Below are 18,470 nucleotides of genomic sequence, written 5' to 3'. Positions count from 1 at the left end.
GTTGCCGATACCAGAGACGAGTGCCATTAAGACGTCAGCTCGAACTGAGTCTGTTCATCAGCAGTCCGCCCGTTTCCAACGCCGAGCCATCAGTCCCAAGCTGCCCAGGGCACTCCCCATCAACCAGAAGGCGGCGGGCAGCGGTATGGGCTGTACGTTCAATGAGAAGGTCGCGGAGTAGCCAGGGCTTTGACAGGCGGCGGTGCCGTCATTACATCGCTCGCCCCCTATGGCGACGGAATAGGTCCCGGCCTGCAGATAGTACTGCAACAGCGATTCGCCGGTTCCCACGGCGGTGTCGTGATTGCCGTTACCGCCCCACGTTAATCCACGGCTAGGATCGGAATCCGATGTCCCGGACACGGCGGTCACATACTGAACCGTTGCATGTTGCGTGGCATCGTTCGCCAGACTCCAACTACCGAAGGCATCGAACTGGCCTTCGTACGTATTGGTAACCGTATCCCGATAGCCGGAATGTTTCAGGTACAACCCACTCGGGTCTGCATCGGTGGTGCTCTGTATGGAGAGGAACGTAATCGGATCCACCGGATTCAATGGATCGATCACCGTGTCATCATGGGCGCTGAGATTAAACGCCCCGTTGTATAGGGTGAAGGCCGGATCAAGCCCAGCCGTGTTCTGGATTACGGAGAGATCGACCAGTCCGGGCTGGTTCAGTGTGAAGCGGTACCAGCGAGCCGATGTCCCACCAATCTGGTGGCTGTCACCCAAGTCAGCGTCGGTCCCGTCCACCCATCCATGAGCTTTGTACGCAGTACGGGTGTTGGAGTACGTCAGAACATCCGTTCCGTCGAAGGTACCGGCATTGTCGAACGAGACATGGGCAACGGCCGGCTGCAGATTGGCCGACAACAAGGCGCCCACGCCCAAGACCCAACTCGTAAGAACCTTCCGAGTATGGGTGTTCATGGCTTCGCTCAGCTTTCTGCTGCTAAAGATTGAGAGTGTCATGACTTCTATACTCCTTCATCAGCCTCAGGGCTGCTCGCGTTCGCGAGAATATCGACATAGTCCGCTCGCGTCATGCGTGAAGCGTCCGCATTATGAGTCGAGATACGTTTCACGCTTCACGACCGACAAATCTTGTCCTTAGACGGCGGTCTTCGTCCGGCGAGCCAGTCCGGCTAACCCCGCCAAGCCCGTCCCAAACAAGTACAGCGCGGCCGGGACCGGCACAGGCGAGGTACTTACATTCACGGTTCCATTGATAAAGGGACCGGTGCAACCGGCACCCGCATCGGTACAGGCAGCGCCTGACGCGACGATGGTGTAATCGCCTGCAGGGAGAAAATAGCCGAGCAAGGACTCATTCCCGGCGGTATCGTTCTTGTGCGTGAGATATTCAATGACGCGCCAGACGTCACCGTCAGACGGGTCGCTGGCCATACTCCAGGTCCCGAGAGCGTTGAACTGACCTTCGAAATCAATGTTGGCGGTATCCCGGAACGGAGACACGCGCCCAAGCGCATCCGTCGTCACGCCGTTATCCACCGGCGATGCGATTTTATTAAAACTTCCGTCTACCGGATTATTCGGATCAAACGCCGTGTCGTCATGCGCCAAGTCGCCCATGAGCCCCGCATAGAGAGTAAAGGCTGGGTTCAATCCGAGTTCATTTGCGCCGGTCATCGTGATATTGACCAATGACGCCTGACTCACGCTGAACTTGAAGAACGAGACCTGATGACTATCGCCCAGATCCGTATCCGTGCCATCGATCCAACCATACCGCTTCATGGAGTCGGTCGCTGAGCCACCCCCCCCAAGATCAAGGTATTCGACGTGGGCACCAGCGGTGCCGGCCCCCATCAACAGTCCGACGGCCATGGCTACAACGAACAACGTTTTAACTGAGCGCTTTCTCATTGTCGTATTCATCATGTCTCCTCTGTTTCTCTTGCTCGGAACGAGTCCGTTTGATCGCTCAACATTATTTCTGGAAGTGATATCACCCTGAACCATTTTCCTCACTGGAACAGGAACGTTTTTAGTTTCCACCATACGTTTGTGTATCAAAGGCTATGATGGTCTTCTACCTTCCTATGCACCGAGTGCAACAGATGAGACAGAATCGTCGACGGGAGCGAACTATCCTTGAGGCGCCCCCCAGGTGTGAACGAGGTGAATACCATGGGGAAGATGGGCGATCTAGAACCTCACTGCCCACCCTAATTTCTGGTGTCGTCGTGATGATTCAGAGGGCACTCGATTCGGAGAAGTGATTTGGGTTTGTTGTCTATATGAAGATGTAGGGCGTGCGGCGCTTACCGCACCACGCCGATAGGGCACACGCCAAATAGAACAAACTTATCGCTGCAGTTTCTATCACATGTGTTGCAGCCGTAGGTATCCACCGGTAGCCCCGTCCATATGATCCTGATACCTTCACCCACCATGATACGCGTGCCTTGTGACACAATTCTGCAGAGAGGCACGTTCTCACAAAGATTGTACGAACACAGGATAACTGTCGATGATCATACAGCACGACATCTCAACCCTCACGAAGGTCGAGACGGAACCAGAGCGTCTCTTGGCCGGAAAGGTCGCTATAAATATGAAGCACCAAGCCCTGCGTCAAGTATGTTCGGGGATGATGACCGCCACGGTCGCATTGCTGTCGGCTCTGTGGATCTGCCCCACGTCGGCGGATGCGCTCACAGTCAGCGAACTCGATTTTACAAGTGGATCGATCGCACTGAAAAACGGGAGCGCGACGATTGCTGCCAGGAATTTTACGACGAGCGGACAAATCGTCATGGAACAATACCAGCCTTTACCGGACATCATTGCTCCCATTTCGATCAATGTGCCCCTACTCGGAACCCATACTTTTTCTCTGTTTACCAGCGGCCCGAACCCCTTCCCGAGCGGCAATACGAGCGGCTCGACCATCACGGCCGATCTCACTTCGCTGCTTGCTAAACTGACCGGAGGACTTATTCCTGTCGGTGGGGTAACGACGAATATCGGCGGCAATGCCGTCGGCTCGTTCAATAGCCTGACGAACGCCTTTACCGGGTTGACCTGGTCGCATGGTCTGAGTGGGGTGCCAGGGTTGCCGAGCAATCTGACCGTACAGTTCACGCTCAACGGTACGGCGCAACTGGCAGCAGTCCCCTTGCCGGGAGCAGCCCTCCTGTTTGGTTCAGGGCTAGCCGGGTTGCTTCTTCGGCGGGCGCACAAGGTCGTATCGTAGCAGGCCAGCAGTTTCCCAAATCCTACAAATCGTGGCGCCCTGATTCGGTCCCCCGCGAGAAGGATCGACTCAGTCGGCTCCCCCAACGAAACCCACTGGATCTCCAGACCCGTTCCAGTGGGTTTCGTGCGTGTGGACAGTCACCTGATCAAACCACGCTAGCTTACAACCAAATTCCAACTCTCAAATATAGAGCAATTCGTCACAGCCGCCGTCTCACATAAACAGCGTCATCACGAAGAGCCTTGTCCCTCCTTACTGCGCGGTCGACGATGTGCGTGGAAAGGCTGAAGAAACTCAGCCGAGCTGGAGGAACAGGTTTGAGATTCCCGGCAATCAGGCTATGAGCTTGCCCTGAAACAGTACGTTCAAGGACCGTTCACTCTCCGGGTCTGGTAAACGCGATGGCCACGGACTACCAATCGTCGCGCAGCTCGTCGTAACACTCATCATGGGTAAACGCCGCCACGATGCCGACGATCGGCGCGAGACTGAGGAAGAGAAGGGCCAACAGGATGGACCGAATCGCTTCAATGATCTGCATGTACGACCAAATCGTCTCCCACACGAAACATCACGACCGACGAGGACCTTCTTCTATGGCTGTAACTTACGCCTGTATCTCTCCGGCTTGCTATAGCAGTCCGCTCCAGATGCTACAGATGCGACGAAACTTATTCCGGCTGCGGGTTTCAACGCCGCATTCGGAGGTGAGCCGTCTGAGTGCTCCACCGCATCGACCGAAACCGTTGCCGGGCCCTGTTCCTAAAAGGTATCTACCCTGTTGATAGTAATATATATCTGTCACAACTGTTGCAGAGATCGGTATCCATTGCTGGACAGTGCCTCAATCAACCACTACGTTGACGCTACGTGATTGACCTCATGTGCAGGTCATCACCCCTGAGCTGTTCGTCTCCACAGAGTACGGACGTCTCTTGTCGACCGACAGCATAAGTACTCGTCTCCAGGCGTGAATCGACGGGTCTTGTCCGACATCAGCCATCACAGAGGAGGTTGCCGTGCTTGTGAAGCACCGGAGTTCATTCGTGCCCTGCTCATGGAGTCGAGGCATGCGGTCCCATGGAACGAGATTTCAGGTTGAGCAGACGCACTCGCTCACAGGCGCGACGCTCTTCGCCATTGTCTCAGGGTTCTGCCTTTATGCGGCCTCTATCACCCTGGCCGCCGATTTCACTGACGTGGGGTACAGCGCCCTCCAAGCCGAACTGGGCGCCGGGACACCGACCGGAGCCGGCGTAAGCGCTTCGCAGGTTGAGGCCCCCATCAATGACACGAGCGGCGGCGCGGCTCCTATCTTCATGCCGAACCCGAGCGATGCTGAATTTTCAGGGAAAACCATTACCGCGATCAACGGTAATCCGTCAGGCAGTTTTTCAGGCCATGCGACTGTCGTCGGTCGATTGTTCTATGGAACTACGAGTTCCATCGCGTCGGGCATCAGCCAGATTGCCGGATATGACGCCAATAGCTGGTTCACTGGCCTATCAAATCCGTCCGGCACGGCCACGACCGGTCCAACCCGCATCACCAACCACAGCTGGGTCGGCACAGGAGATACGCCGACGGCCACCGGGCAGATTCTGCGCTTAGTCGATCGTCAGGTCCACGTAAACGAATCCATTCAAGTGGTCGGCCTAGCCAACAGTTCCGCCGACAGCCCGTTACTAGGGAGCGCCTACAACGCGATCTCCGTCGGTCGCACCGATGGCGGGCATCAACGGAATACCGTCTCGGTCTCCGGCGACAGTCTCTATGGAGCCGTCCGCACCGCTCCACTCCTCGTGGCGCCGGAATCGATAACAAGCAACGCAACACCCGTGGTCTCGTCCGCGGCCGCCCTCTTAGTGCAGACCGGACATGAAGCCGGTCTATCCCTCTCCAACGGCTCTACGGCCATCTCCGGAGTCGGAACCATTTACAACGCCGAACGGTCCGAAACCATCAAGGCACTGTTGATGGCGGGTGCAGATCGAGAAACCGCCAACCAAGGTACCACCGCCGATATCACCGACTATCGCAGCGCCGGGCATGAGACGGCGAACGGATTGGACGATCGCTACGGAGCCGGGCAGGTGAACATCTTGAACAGTTACCATATCCTCGCCGGCGGCGAGCAACCAAGCTTACAGCAGGACGGCGGCGACATCGGCCGCTTCGGATTCGATTATGGTGAGACCTTCGGAGGGCTGAACGGGAGTGCTCGAACAGCTTCGTATCTATTCTCAACGAGCAGCGACGTCACATTATTTTCCTCACTGGCCTGGAACGTGGGCGTCTCAAACAACAGCGCCCTCACCACCTCGCGACATCGGTTGAACCTTTCGCTGTTCGATCTCACGGCCAACAGCTTGCTCACCGAATCCACCAGTGACCTGGACAACAGCCAGAATCTCTACACGAGACTCTTGGCGGGACGCCGGTATGAATTGCGAGTGACAGCGGGCGAGACCGGCAACTTCTCGCAGGACTACACGCTGGCCTGGCGCATGGAGGTCGCTGCCGTACCGATCCCTGGCGCTGTGTGGTTGTTCGGGAGTGGAGTAGTCACATTGATCGGCTTGGCTCGGCGGCGAGGCACCGCGTAATTGACCTCCCATGAAGTCATACTTCGTGAAGGATGTGGGTTCGGCTGACGCGAGAGTCGAGTTCCTATCTGGGCATACAGGGAATCCGCCTGATTTCATCCGGCAGACATGAGAAGTTTTTCACCAAATCTGGTGCACTGATCAGCGCCGGCCGGTAGTCCGACATCCCCCCTCTGTGGCTTGATACGTCCTGTCATAGACTCAACTTCTCTTACCATGCCGCATCACCCGCAAATCGGCTTGATACGGCCAGCGAGCATCATAAGGAGAACCGATGATGGAGACTCTGCCGAACAAGAAACGAGCCTGTGTCCTAATCGTAGACCACGATTTGGAGTATGGCATCAAACTCGCCGATTGGCTTGCGGCGCACGCCTACCAGGCGATACTCGTCCGGTCGTTGGAGACGGCGATCAATGAATGCCGTGAGCTCCGTCCCCAAGTCGTCTGCATCGGACTCAGTTTCTCGGAGCCGGTTGCCACACTCAGCCTGCGGAGATTATTCCGCACGATCAAGACCGCTTCGCCTCATGTGCCGGTCATTACGATGGGGCCCCAAACCAACGGAGATCAGACGGACATCCCAAACAGCGGTCTCCTTCGTCATCTCCATCTTCCCCTCAAACCACTCGAGTTCGCATACATCGGTCGATTGCTCCGGTCGGAGCTTAATGCCGCGGTAGGTTCACCATTTTCACCAGGCACGGAGCCGAGCCCTACTACCGGTCGAGCCATCGAGAACCGTTTGCAGCCTCGCACGGCCCATCAGGAGGTCTCAACATGGATCGCGTAATCTGTCGACGCTGTCATGGGCTCATGCATCCAATCGATCCACTCGATCCGCTGGATCTCATCCAAGGTGCATCACTCGATGATATTCGCGCCTGGCGTTGCGTGACCTGCGGCGAGCTGATCGACCCGGTAATTGTGCAAAACAGGGCTCGCCCGAGGCACCACCGAGTCCGTCGGCGAGATTCGACGCCGCGCCAACCCGTGTTCAAGGATCCCGATGTGGAATGGCCGGTATGGAGATAGTTGCGTCACTCGTCGTTCGTGAATCGTGAAGCGTAACTGATGAAAGCTGGAACATCTGCAGTCTGGAACAGGATACGCTTCACAGGCTTTGGCAGCAGCACCCTTCACGTGCGACGTTTCACGACATCCATGGACCATGAGCCCGCCGCAACACCAGCCTGTCCAAGCAGTATCCATGCGGATACCTTTACTTCTACTCCTTAAAGCCTCTGCCAACTTGTTTTGTACGTATTATTAATAGGCGACACCAAACAACGCGCGTCATTTTCCTTCACATCTGTTGCATCTGTAGCAGTCGCGTATGGTGTCCCATTTCTTGACCCTGCTACCATTTGCTCGCCTTTCAAGAATCATCCTTGAAGCACATTGTCAAAGGAGTGTTGGTATGAAGCGTCTCTTGTTCTCTACCACCATCGTGTCGCTCATCCTCTGCAGCCAGGCCCAGGCGTTCTTTGAAGAGGAAGGCCGATGCCAGAAACGTGACCTGCGAGGAAACTGGGTCTCTTATCAAAACGAAGTTCTGAAGAATCCGCACACCGGGGTGTGCAAGTTTTCAATCGAGAATGGACGAACCGAAGGCACCTGCGACTTTTCCTTGAAAAACGATCAAGGGAATCCCTTGACCGGCCTTAAATTTACCGGAGAGGCGACCGTGAAGGAAGATTGTTCGGCGGAACTGACCATGGACTTCACGCCGCTTCCGTTCAAGTCCACGTTCGAGCTCCAATTGCACCGGGACAAGAAATCTTTTGTCGGCCGTTGGGAGAATACGTTCGGCGCCTTGGGAACGGCCAGCGGGGTAAAACAGTAATCTTCATTCGGTGTTCGTCAGACAGAAAACCCGATGAGGACAACCGCTTTGGAACAGGTTTTAGGAGGCCGAGAACGCTGGAGGATTTATGACAAGCAGACGGCTATCAATCGGTCTTGGCATCGTGTCAATTCTGTGTTCATCCACTCTTTACGCATTGACCGGTGACGGTACGATTCCGCGTGTACTCAATCCACCAGCGACCAGTGACTCAACCAATCTGCCTGGTGACCTCCGAGGCGTGCCGGTGCCTGGCCCCAGCGATCAGGACCTGGCGGAGTACGTGAAGGATAAGCAGGCCGCGATCGCCTTGGGCAAGGCGTTCTTCTGGGACATGCAAATCGGCAGCGATGGGGTGCAGGCCTGCGCCAGCTGCCACTTTCGCGCAGGCGCGGACCCGCGCTCGAAAAATCAACTCTCGCCTGGCCTTAAGCATGTGCCGCAGCAGGACCTGACGTTCAAGACGGGCGGACCGAACTACCAACTGACCGGTTCGGAGTTTCCCCTCACTCGCCTTGCGATAGCCGGACAGCGCGGCGCGCTCGATCAAGGCTCCGATAGTAATGATGTCGTCAGTTCCCAAGGCATCCCGTTTCTGAATCAAGGCCAGGATCCGTTGGGATACCAAGTCGGCCGACTCAAGACTCGTCGCGTCGAACCGAGAAACACGCCTTCGATCATCAACGCCGTCTTCTATCATCGCCAATTCTGGGACGGTCGCGCGGAGAACCTCTTCAACGGTGTAAATCCACTGGGTGCCCGGGACCCGGAGGCTCGCGTGATGGCGTCGGTAGGCGGCACCCTCGTTGAAGTCCCGGTGGCCCTGGTGAACTCAAGTCTCGCGTCGCAGGCGGTCGGTCCGATCGTCAGCGAGATCGAAATGGCTGAGCCTGGGCGGACCGCGCAGGATATCGCGCGTGATCTGCGCAAAGGCAAGCGCAGTCGACACCTCGGCAGACGCATCCACGGCTCTCGCCCACTTCAGCAACAACTGGTCGACCCATCGGACAGCGTCTTGGGACCGCTCAGCCGGTATCCGCAACGTGGCCTTCGGATGAACTCCTACAACCAAATGATCCGGACAGCGTTCCAGGAGAAGTACTGGCAGAGTGAGAAATTCGTCCAGGTAGCCGAGGACGGGACGGTATCGATCGTCGATCAACGCGATCGGAATCGGAACACCGACGAGTTTTCCCTCCTCGAATATAATTTTGCGCTTTTCTTCGGTTTGTCCGTCCAGCTCTATGAAGCCACACTCGTCTCCGATGATACCCCCTGGGACCGCTTCCGCCGAGAGCATCCGAGTGCCTCCGATGCGGCACTCAATCCCTGGACAAATACCAATCCGGTTTACATCAGTCGCTTTGCCCTCTTTGGCGCTCACCTGTTCAACGACCGGACCAGAGGTGCCAATAATCTGCGCTGCAGCAATTGTCATGAGAGCGCCGAACTCACGGATGCCTCGGTTCGCCGCATCGGCTTAGCCGCCAACGGCCCGGTGCGCAACCGCGACGGCAACGTTATAGATAAAGGCTTCAACAACATCGGCCTTCGACCTACCGATGACGATTTGGGGGTGGGAGCGAACGATGCCTTCGGCCCGCTCTCTCACAGCAAGCGCCTGTTCCCTGGCTCGCTTCCCGCCAGCTTCGACGGCGCGGTCGTGACAAAGGGATTCGGTCTCGAAGGGGCGTTCAAGGTGCCCTCGCTACGCAATGTCGCGCTGACTGCTCCCTATTTTCATAACGGCGACACTCCATCGCTGCGCGAGGCCGTGCTGCTCTACAGCCGTGGAGGGAATGTCTCGCCGATCACGCAACGGGATGGCACGCCGATCGAGCCGTTGGGGGTTGCCAACATGACGTCCGACGAGGCTGATGCCGTCGTGGCTTGGCTTGAAGCGCTCACGGATGAGCGGGTGCGCATTGCCGCGGCACCGTTCGACCACCCGCAACTATTCGTACCAAACGGACATCCAGGTGATCACCGCCAGGTCGAACGAGGCAAGCCAGGATTTGCGAAGGACGACCTGTTGGAAATCCCAATGACCGGCGCAGCCGGTGGGCCACCGCTGCCGGGATTCCTTGAGGGTGTGTTCGGGCCGCATTGAAGAACACTGACCGAGATGGCTGGCTGAAACAAGGTTAATCCAGATCACTGCCGGAAGTGAATCGTGTCACATTTCACTTCCGGCGCGCCTTACGAGTTCGATGTTTGGCTTCATTCGCCAGCTCATCGGCCAGCCCCTGAGCGATCGTTTTCGGTTTCCGATCAAGAACCGACAGCAAGTACAATCGCGCCGCTTCCTGCATTTGCTCGAGCTGTTCGAGGGGAATCCTCGCCGCCAACGGCTTTCCCTTGCACTCGATCACGAATTTATCGTGCCATAGTGCTATCCGATTCGGCAGATCTCCAAGCCGTTGACGGATCTCCAACGTTGATACCGTTTCTATCATGTTGCGCCCTACCTTTCGAAACCATGTATCTTTCACAAGTATCATGGTTATGACTGTTTACACAGTCAATACATCGAGAGATTACGACCATAGAGGAGGTGATCCGCCGCTGGCAGCGGTTCATCAAGGTCGACCTTAGGCCACATTGGAGGAGTCATCGCGCGAGCGGAGTCGCTCCACGGCTACGAACTGGCCTCAACGGCGCGGGGAAAATCTTTTTGTCATAACTGTTGCACGCATGGGATTGGATCAGTAGATACTCTAAGGTCTCCCTGGTACAACCCCCTGGCATGCACTCTGGTCTTCATAGGTATTTCCATAGTCAGCTCTAACTAGGAGGTGTGTTCATGCGAACACATTCGTGTTTCTTGGCGCTTACGGCGCTGATCCTTTCCGTCCCGTCTCTTGGTGCTGCGAATACACTTGAGGTGACGGGCACCCTCAATCGGCTCACGACAGGACCGCTGCTCGGTACCACATTTGATACCTGGAATATCGATATCCCAACGGGTGGAAATTTTACGGTCGACGTCCTCGCCTACGAAGCCTCCCAGAGCAACGTCGCGACAGCCGGCTATTTCTCGTCAGATCTGAACGGCGACGGCGAGCTCACTTGGCTGGATACCGACACCTATTTCTACCAGAACACCGGTTCACCCCTGGTGGCGGCTGACGCCTTGGTGCGCGCGGACGATATCAACAACAATACACCCGTCTACCAGAACGGGCTCACGGCGTTGACGAGCCCGGTGACGGTGACAAGTCTGACACAAGCCGAAGGCGAGACGGACGGGTCCATCCACTTCCGACGCGATCCGGCCTACAGCGTGACCGCCGCGCCAGGCAACTATCGCCTGCTGATGGCGGACTTTCGATTGGATCCGGCTGAGGCAGCGGGCGGCATCAACACCAACGACAACTTCAGCCCACCCACCGGATTCGTCGGAGGGATTACCGACCATGCGGACTACCGCATCACGTTCCGCTCCGACACGCTGAATTTTGCGCTTGACGGAAACACCATCACGGTCTCTCCAGTGCCGGTCCCGGCCGCAGTCTATCTGTTCGGCAGCGGACTAGTCGGACTCATCGGGCTGGCGAGGCGCAAGTTCTCGCACTAGTTTTTTGCAACGCGCAGCGGAGAGTCATTCGGGCTTCAGTCTGAGTGGCTCTCCGCTCCGTGCCTTGACAGTCATCCCGGGAAGCAGCACTCCCAGAACTTGTTTCTTCTCGCTTCTTGGCAAAACCTACGATCTATCTCCACTGAACCCCCGATGAATGCGACAAGAATTCAGGACGACTCAATCCCTTGTCATGAACCCGGCACCAATCTATCTCCTGCTTCGCGAGTCGGACTTGTGGTTTCTGGACAACTTTTTCGTCACATTTGTAGCAGGTGTTGGTTTCGACTGGTAGCTCAACGAGTCTTGCTTTGATATTTTTAGCCCGCGTGAGGGCTGGCTCTCACACGATTTGCTTCAATCTTCCCTAACCAAGGAGTGTCCGTATGAAACACTTTGTATCGAGCAAGCAGTCGCTCGGCTTGATCGCTGCCGCAGTGGGACTGTGGCTGGGCGGGGTCGCTCCGTCTTACGCCGCAACGGTGACCGCAGGGGACTCCGTCACCGGCGGTATCGGTTATCAGTGGACCGTCAATATGAGCGGCTACGACACTACCGCCGGCTCGACCCCCAACTATGCCGGCACTGTTGGCTCGCTGAGTTGGAGCGATCCGATCAATGCGGGCGATCCCATCGGCACGGGCTGGACTCACACGTCGAACTGGACCGCGTTGACATTGACGGAAGCGGCCGACCTCACCATCACCCTCGCGGCGAACGGCAGCACCTTGGTGCCCGCCTTCACGCTTTGGAGTGGCCACCAACAAACCGACAATGGCACTCCTGGTGGGTACCACACGTACAATAATGCCGGAAATTTTGATTGGAGCACACAAGGCGCAGGATATGACTCCTCCTCGCTGAACTATATCGGCAACGCTACGGCTTCTGGCACCGATTCCTCAATTACCAGGACCTTTTCACTTGGACCGGGGCTGTACAGCCTGGTCTTCGGCGGTAATCCTCCTGCCGGGACTCCCGGTAGTGCAGTTGCCTATCAGGCCACGCTTTCAACGGTGCCGGTTCCCGCAGCTGTGTGGCTGTTCGGTAGCGGCCTCATCGGTCTCGCGGGACTCGCCAGACGCAAGTTCTCAGCCTAAATTTACGGAGCGGAGAGTCGTTCAGATCAGTCTGGATGGCTCTCCGCTCTCTGCATCGGCTGCCGATCGATTCCACAGCTTGTCCCTTCCCCTTCTTGACGAACCTTGTACCCGTCCCCCATTGAACCAGACCAGACCCGTTACGATCCAGTAGGATTCAAGTACTTTCCGTCACATCTGTAGCACGGGTGAGATTCAATCGGTAGATCTGACCCACGCGATCAACTACAGATGTAAGTATGAGGGTCAGTTCCTCAGCATCTGTTGTATCACTCAATCTTTAACCAAGGAGTGTCTGTATGAACCCTATTACGACAAGAACGAGGTCTCTTGGCTTGATCGCCGCTGCGGTGGGACTGTGGCTGGCCGGGGTCGCACCGTCTCACGCCTCGACAGTCACGGCAAATCCGGCTGGTCACCAATCCGGAATCAGTTACGAGTGGGAAGTGGTCATGGGCGACAATGATTCTGCCACCTATTCCGGAGCGGTCGGCGCCAAGAGCTGGGCGGAACCTGGAAACCCCGATCCTACGCCAGGTTGGACCCATACCTCGAACTGGACCGTGCTGGACCTCACGGGTGCAAGCGGTACCCAGCTTGTGACGGTCACGCTGGGCCGAGGGGCCACCGGGTCCCTGTTTCCAGCCTTCAGCGTCTACGCCGGGGTAGAGGATGTAAACTCCGATGCATCCAATCATACGTTCAACAATACCGGCGCCATCAGCTGGGCCCCGAATCTTGCCTATACCTACCACCTTGCCAATGCCGGCGGACCCATCGGGACAGGCAACGGCACAGGTCTCACATCAGTCTCTGATAACTGGGTGCTGGCGCCAGGTCTGTACACCATTAACTTCGGGGGTAATCCCGCCCTTTCCCTTGGCCAAACAGGGACACATGCCTTTACTGCGACGTTGACGACCGCTCCTGTGCCAGTTCCGGCCGCCGCCTACTTGTTCGGCAGTGGGTTGATCGGACTTGTCGGACTCGCAAGACGCAAGTTCTCGGCTTAAGCCTGGTACAGAAGGGTAGTCGTACTTTTTTACCGACGACTGACTACACCCGCCAGGCAAGGGGAGAGTGTTCGGGCCCATCCTAAACACTCTCCCCTTCGTGTTTTCAGATTGTTCGACCCAGGATTTCTGACTCGCCTCCAGCTCGATGCGTTACCGTCTCATGCTATTCCCCAATTGTGCGTACGGTTGTTAGAACTCGTGTAATCCGAACTGGCTTCGATTTGAAATAGAGCGGTTCTGACAGATCGAACCGAATCCGATCAGATCCCAATCCACAATGGAATCTCCGCTCCAAACTTCTTTTCCGTCCTCTCACACAATTTTCCGTCACATCTGTAGCACGGACTAGGGTCCATTGGTAGATCCGGCAATGTTGGTCTGGTACAAGTTCTCGCTAGTGAGTGGTGGTTTCATTTGTTTATGAAGTCTACTTTTTTTCTAACCAAGGAGTGTCTATATGAAACCAGTTGCTAAACGAAAGCGCTCCCTACTTATGATCGCCGCTGCGGTGGGCCTGTGGTTGGCCGGAATTGTTCCGGCTCTCGCTTCGACCGTCACGCAAAATCCAGCCGGTCACCAATCCGGACTGACCTACGAATGGGAAGTCGTCATGGGAGGAGAATTCGACCTTGCCCATTACCACGGAGACGTTGGAGCCAAGAGTTGGGCAGAACCGGGCAATCCAGTCGGCGCAAAAGGCTGGACCCATACGTCTAACTGGACTCTTTTAGATCTCACGGGCATGAGCGGACCCACACTCTTGACCTTGGAATTAGGCCGGGCCGATCCGCCCAGCCCCAGTCAATTGTTTCCCGCTTTTAGCCTCTACAGTGGAGTCGAAGATGTGAACTCCGATGGGGCGAATCACACGTGGAATAATACGGGCAACATCAGTTGGGCCACGAATCTGACCTACATCGATCATCTGGCCAATGCCGGAGGGCCGAACGGCACAGACAGCGGGACCGGACAAGATGCCGTGTCCAGATCTTGGGTGCTGGCACCCGGCCTTTATACGCTCAACTATGGAGGCAATCCGTCATCTGCCCTCGGGCAGACGGGACTCCACGGATTTGCGGCCACCTTGGCTACCCAGCCTGTCCCTGTACCGGCTGCCGTATATCTGTTCGGTAGCGGCCTGATCGGCCTCGCAGGACTCGCCCGGCGCAAGTTCTCAGCCTAGGTTCCAGTAATGGTCTTCTTAGGGTAAGACCACCGGCCGGCTTCAGTGATACTGGGGCCGGCCTCCTTCCCCAGTGTGAACAGGAATCGGGTCGAGCAGTTCCGTAGAAACCAGTTCGACCCGATTCTCGATTACATTGACGTCTTCTTATCCACGAACCAAAGGAGTTGTGTATGCGCTCCCATCGATTCATCGGTTTCCCAGGACTTATTCTGTTGTGTGTCTGCACGGTCTGGTCCTCCTTGGCCCAAGCGGCCGCGATTGATCTCACCGAGATCATCTTTGAATACGACGGCTCAACGTGGACATTGGGCTGGAAATTCTCCGTGACCGCTCCAACTTCTGTTGAGGCGTTGGGCGTCTACGATTCCGGCCAAGACGGTCTGGCTGGGCCTGCTCAGGTCGGGCTATGGCTTGCCTCCGGCGGGGCGCCGCTCGTCCAGACCACGATCGCAGCCGGAACTGATGCTGCACTAGACGGATATTTCCGATTTGCGCCGGTGAGCAGCACCGCGCTCACACCTGGGATCGAATATATTGTCGGGGCGCATCTGGACAGCGACGCTACGTCCCTCTTCGGCGGAAATGGGATCGTCGATCCTCGCGTCTCCGTGATCGATGCTCGCTATTCCACTCTAGGCACCGGCTTCGCCTTTCCAGACCAGACAGATCCCGGTACGGAGGGCGCCGCGTTCTTAGGCGGAAACTTTCAACTCACCGCCGTCCCCCTCCCCGCCGCTGCCTGGCTGTTCGGGAGCGGGGTGATCGGGATGCTGGGCCTCGCGCGCAGACAATTCCAAGAGTCACGGAAAACCATGAATCAATCTCACGAATAATCAGCACCACCATTCTCATCCACGAGCAGGTTGAAAGGAGCCACTATGCGCAACAGACCAGTATCATCCATACTCGCATTGCTGGTTATCACCGGCATCATGGCAGGCAGTGCTCACGCCAGTTTGATCGATAACGGAAACGGAACGATTTATGACAGCGTCTCCGATGTGACCTGGATTTCCAATGGACTGACCTTTACCAATGACGTTGCAAGTACCACCTCCACCCCAAGCGCAAACCCCTACACAGGACCGCTCTTAGGAACGGTCGTTACGCCTTCATTGGGACCATCCCACACCATTGCCGCCGATGATCTGAGTTATGAGGCGTCACTGGGTCGCTGGGTGGGCAGTTGGTGGGCGGCATCCGCCTGGGCCGATGGCTTCACTTCTCAACACGGAAACCAGTCTGTCTCCGATTGGCGATTACCGACCACCTCGGAAGCTCAAAACCTCATCACGCAACTGAATCAACTCGGTACCGGTCGAGTGGGGGCCGCTCCTCCGTTTGCCTTCGTGCCGCCCTTCTTCTGGACCGCGACCTTGACCAGCGACACGAATGTGAACTTTGCCAACATGCTTACCGGAACCATCGCCAACCGAACTCTGTTCGATGCTGCGGCTGGACGCCCGGCCTACAGCAACGTGATGGCCGTGGCACCAGGCAACGTGTCTCCTGTCCCCGTCCCAGCCGCCATGTGGCTCTTCGGGAGCGGGCTCGTCGGTCTAGGACCCCTGACAAGAACCAGACTTCGGAAGGGACAGGCGGTTGCCCACAAGTAGTACCTGTTACTCAACGGGAAGCACGAACTCGCGGATCGGCTGATCCGTGAGCCGGTCCTTCCCTAACCCGTATTATTCATGAACACTTCTGCTGCAATCGCCGATCCGCTGTTCCGACAAGCCTGCGGTCGGCGGACTCGCCCCTCGAACCCTCGACGTACTGCACGAGTACGACTCAGGTCCTCTGAGCTTCGTGCGCCGATCTCACGACGCGGCGTGCCGATTTCGCGACGAACTGTCATGAACAATGCGGGCTGAACATCGAAAGGAGTCGTTATGCGCACCAGGATCACTCATGTTCTCGCCGTTGCCGCGCTAGGGCTCGGCATCACCGTCGCCACAGACGCTTTCTCTCAGGTCAACAGCCCGACCGATCCACCTCGTCCGCCGTCGCTCAAGACCATCCCTGTGCCGGAACCAACAAATCTCGCCGAGTTTGTCAGCGACCGCCAGGCCGCCATTCGTCTCGGCAAGGCCCTCTTTTGGGACATGCAGGTCGGCAGCGACGGGGTACAGGCCTGCGGAAGCTGTCATTTTAATTCCGGCATGGCCGATAGCCGATCAAAGAATCAGCTCTCGCCGGGATTAAAGCGTATCACCTCAACCGGTGCGCCGAATCCGGACCGGACCTTCCACAGAAATCTTGGACCTGTCGGACAAGTGACTGGATCCGATTTTCCATTCTTCCCCGCGAGTAACGATGTGCTCTCCTCCCAGGGCGTTCGCAACTCCGTCTTCCTCGGCATTGGAAACGGCCCTGCTGATCTGGTTCGCTCCGAACCAGATCCTGATGGATTTCGAGTCGGCTCAACGAACACGCGCCGTGTGGAACCCCGCAATACGCCGACTGTCATCAATGCTGTGTTCAATCACCGTCAGTTTTGGGACGGTCGTGCGGACAACGTCTTTAATGGTGTGAACGAAATGGGGGACCGGGATCCGAACGCCCGGCTGTTCCGTGCAGATAGCCCCACGAGTCCGGTCGCCGTCCAGGTGAGGCTTGAAGACTCCAGCCTCGCCTCGCAAGCGGTCGGTCCTCCGGTGAATGAAAGCGAAATGTCCGCCCGTGGCCGGACGATGCGGGACGTCGGAAAGAAATTCGCCCGTTACCAGATTCCCGGCCAGCCAGCCTCCAACCTTCGGCCGCTGGCGCTTCAGCTGGTGCACCCTGAAGACAGCGTGCTCGGGTCACTAAGCCGTTGGCCACAAAAGGGCCTGAATGTGAGCAACTACCCGGAACTCATCCAGGCGGCGTTTCACCGTCACTGGTGGGATTCACCAAAGCTCATCCGTGTCGGGACGGACGGCACGCCGACCGTGATCGACCCGCCCTCTGTGGCACTTGCGGTCAATGAATACACCGTGATGCAGTACAACTTCTCGCTCTTCTTCGGCCTGGCCATCCAGCTGTACGAAGCGACCCTCGTGGCCGACAATTCTCCCTACGATCAATTCATGGACGGCAACCCCAACGCCATCAGCGAGCAGGCCGTCTTGGGCGTGGATCTCTTCCGCAGCCAGGCTCGCGGCCAATGCATCACCTGTCATGAGGGGGCGGAGCTCACCAACGCCTCAGTCCGCCAAGTTCGTGCCGACCCGACGCGCATCCGAGACGGGCAGGCTGCGGACCGTGGCTTCAACAACACCGGCGTGCTCGGCACGATCGAGGACTTGGGTCTTGGGGCGAAGGACAACCTTGGGAATTGGCTCTCCACGGTCAAACGGCTCAGCCCTCCGCCTCCGGAACCGATCGTCTCGGACGGGGCCTTCAAGGTGCCGGGCCTGCGCAATGTCGAGCTGACGGCTCCCTACTTTCATACCGGGGGGCATGTCGATCTGCCGGCTGTCATCGACTTCTACGATCGAGCCGGTGATGCCCACGTCGGCATGGTGACACTCGACGGCACACACGTCGAGCTGATGTCGATCCTGGGACTCACGCCTGAGGAAAAGGCTGCGATGTTGGCCTTCCTGGTCTCGCTCACGGACGAGCGGGTGCGTTTTCAGCAAGCTCCGTTCGATCATCCGCAACTGTTCATCCCGAACGGACCGGGCGCACCCCGGATGATCATGCCCGGCGATCCGTTGTTCGAAATTCCCGCAGTCGGCCGCTTCGGCGGGCAACCGCAAAAGAAATTCTTGGAGCCATAACCAGGCACGTGAGGATGATGTATCAAGACTAAGCAATCCGGGCCGTCGTTGGTCAGAAAACGACGGCCCGGGCCTTCCACACAAACGTTTTCCCTCCTTCTATCAACCCAACCTCATTTCCTGTTGCATCCAGTGCAGCTGCAGGC

17 protein-coding genes are annotated in these 18,470 nt (G+C 57.1%); 13 read left to right on the top strand and 4 right to left on the bottom strand.

What is annotated here, in order from left to right; genetic code table 11:
* Positions 1 to 57 precede the first annotated feature (57 nt).
* On the bottom strand, positions 58 to 975 hold the full coding sequence (locus tag COMA1_RS07760) for a VPLPA-CTERM sorting domain-containing protein (protein ID WP_090746167.1): 918 nt from the start codon (positions 973 to 975) through the stop codon (positions 58 to 60).
* Between the two features lie 138 nt (positions 976 to 1,113).
* Entirely contained in the window at positions 1,114 to 1,905 is a 792-nt protein-coding gene (locus COMA1_RS07755) for a VPLPA-CTERM sorting domain-containing protein (RefSeq protein ID WP_176697922.1), read from the bottom strand.
* A gap of 592 nt (positions 1,906 to 2,497) precedes the next feature.
* Between COMA1_RS07755 and COMA1_RS07750 the strand changes: the two genes are divergently transcribed.
* Positions 2,498 to 3,223 carry a hypothetical protein gene (locus COMA1_RS07750; RefSeq protein ID WP_090746162.1) on the top strand — a complete coding sequence of 242 codons (726 nt, stop codon included), beginning with the start codon at positions 2,498 to 2,500 and terminating at the stop codon, positions 3,221 to 3,223.
* A 415-nt stretch (positions 3,224 to 3,638) separates the two neighbouring features.
* Here COMA1_RS07750 and COMA1_RS21805 read toward each other — a convergent pair whose 3' ends face one another.
* Positions 3,639 to 3,767 carry a hypothetical protein gene (locus tag COMA1_RS21805; protein WP_281176227.1) on the bottom strand — a complete coding sequence of 43 codons (129 nt, stop codon included), beginning with the start codon at positions 3,765 to 3,767 and terminating at the stop codon, positions 3,639 to 3,641.
* 529 nt (positions 3,768 to 4,296) lie between these two features.
* On the opposite strand from COMA1_RS21805, the gene COMA1_RS07745 reads away from it, so the two are divergent.
* From COMA1_RS07745 to COMA1_RS07725, 5 genes are all read left to right on the top strand, one after another.
* Positions 4,297 to 5,832, top strand: a complete 1,536-nt coding sequence (locus tag COMA1_RS07745) for an autotransporter outer membrane beta-barrel domain-containing protein (RefSeq protein ID WP_218055320.1) — start codon at positions 4,297 to 4,299, stop codon at positions 5,830 to 5,832.
* 274 nt (positions 5,833 to 6,106) lie between these two features.
* Positions 6,107 to 6,625, top strand: coding sequence for a hypothetical protein (locus COMA1_RS07740; RefSeq protein ID WP_090746159.1), 519 nt, complete (start codon positions 6,107 to 6,109; stop codon positions 6,623 to 6,625).
* Entirely contained in the window at positions 6,613 to 6,867 is a 255-nt protein-coding gene (locus COMA1_RS07735; protein WP_090746156.1) for a hypothetical protein, read from the top strand. The genes COMA1_RS07740 and COMA1_RS07735 overlap by 13 nt, the downstream gene beginning before the upstream one ends.
* A gap of 385 nt (positions 6,868 to 7,252) precedes the next feature.
* A complete protein-coding gene (locus COMA1_RS07730) occupies positions 7,253 to 7,678 on the top strand; it encodes a hypothetical protein (RefSeq protein WP_090746153.1) in 426 nt (141 codons plus the stop codon).
* Positions 7,679 to 7,766: 88 nt separating this feature from the next.
* On the top strand, positions 7,767 to 9,788 hold the full coding sequence (locus tag COMA1_RS07725; RefSeq protein WP_090746150.1) for a cytochrome-c peroxidase: 2,022 nt from the start codon (positions 7,767 to 7,769) through the stop codon (positions 9,786 to 9,788).
* 73 nt (positions 9,789 to 9,861) lie between these two features.
* Here the strand turns inward: COMA1_RS07725 and COMA1_RS07720 are convergent, their stop codons facing one another.
* Positions 9,862 to 10,179 (bottom strand): type II toxin-antitoxin system Phd/YefM family antitoxin, encoded by a 318-nt coding sequence (locus COMA1_RS07720; protein ID WP_090746147.1) that lies wholly within the window; start codon positions 10,177 to 10,179, stop codon positions 9,862 to 9,864.
* Between the two features lie 302 nt (positions 10,180 to 10,481).
* Between COMA1_RS07720 and COMA1_RS21045 the strand changes: the two genes are divergently transcribed.
* The 7 genes from COMA1_RS21045 (at position 10,482) to COMA1_RS07685 (ending at position 18,324) form a co-directional block, all read left to right on the top strand.
* The gene (locus tag COMA1_RS21045) at positions 10,482 to 11,255 is read left to right on the top strand and encodes a hypothetical protein (protein ID WP_090746143.1); all 774 of its coding nucleotides are present in this window, start codon (positions 10,482 to 10,484) and stop codon (positions 11,253 to 11,255) included.
* Positions 11,256 to 11,641: 386 nt separating this feature from the next.
* The gene (locus tag COMA1_RS07710) at positions 11,642 to 12,355 is read left to right on the top strand and encodes a VPLPA-CTERM sorting domain-containing protein (RefSeq protein ID WP_090746139.1); all 714 of its coding nucleotides are present in this window, start codon (positions 11,642 to 11,644) and stop codon (positions 12,353 to 12,355) included.
* A gap of 299 nt (positions 12,356 to 12,654) precedes the next feature.
* On the top strand, positions 12,655 to 13,368 hold the full coding sequence (locus COMA1_RS07705) for a hypothetical protein (RefSeq protein WP_090746137.1): 714 nt from the start codon (positions 12,655 to 12,657) through the stop codon (positions 13,366 to 13,368).
* Positions 13,369 to 13,828: 460 nt separating this feature from the next.
* Positions 13,829 to 14,554 carry a VPLPA-CTERM sorting domain-containing protein gene (locus tag COMA1_RS07700; protein WP_090746133.1) on the top strand — a complete coding sequence of 242 codons (726 nt, stop codon included), beginning with the start codon at positions 13,829 to 13,831 and terminating at the stop codon, positions 14,552 to 14,554.
* Positions 14,555 to 14,727: 173 nt separating this feature from the next.
* On the top strand, positions 14,728 to 15,390 hold the full coding sequence (locus tag COMA1_RS07695; RefSeq protein WP_090746130.1) for a DUF4082 domain-containing protein: 663 nt from the start codon (positions 14,728 to 14,730) through the stop codon (positions 15,388 to 15,390).
* A gap of 45 nt (positions 15,391 to 15,435) precedes the next feature.
* Positions 15,436 to 16,173: a hypothetical protein gene (locus tag COMA1_RS07690; protein ID WP_090746126.1), complete on the top strand. Its 738-nt coding sequence runs from the start codon at positions 15,436 to 15,438 to the stop codon at positions 16,171 to 16,173.
* Between the two features lie 276 nt (positions 16,174 to 16,449).
* Positions 16,450 to 18,324 carry a cytochrome-c peroxidase gene (locus COMA1_RS07685; RefSeq protein WP_090746123.1) on the top strand — a complete coding sequence of 625 codons (1,875 nt, stop codon included), beginning with the start codon at positions 16,450 to 16,452 and terminating at the stop codon, positions 18,322 to 18,324.
* Positions 18,325 to 18,470: the final 146 nt, after the last annotated feature.

Source organism: Candidatus Nitrospira nitrosa (assembly GCF_001458735.1).
GTDB lineage: Bacteria > Nitrospirota > Nitrospiria > Nitrospirales > Nitrospiraceae > Nitrospira_D > Nitrospira_D nitrosa.
This window is presented reverse-complemented; position numbering and strand designations above follow the sequence as displayed.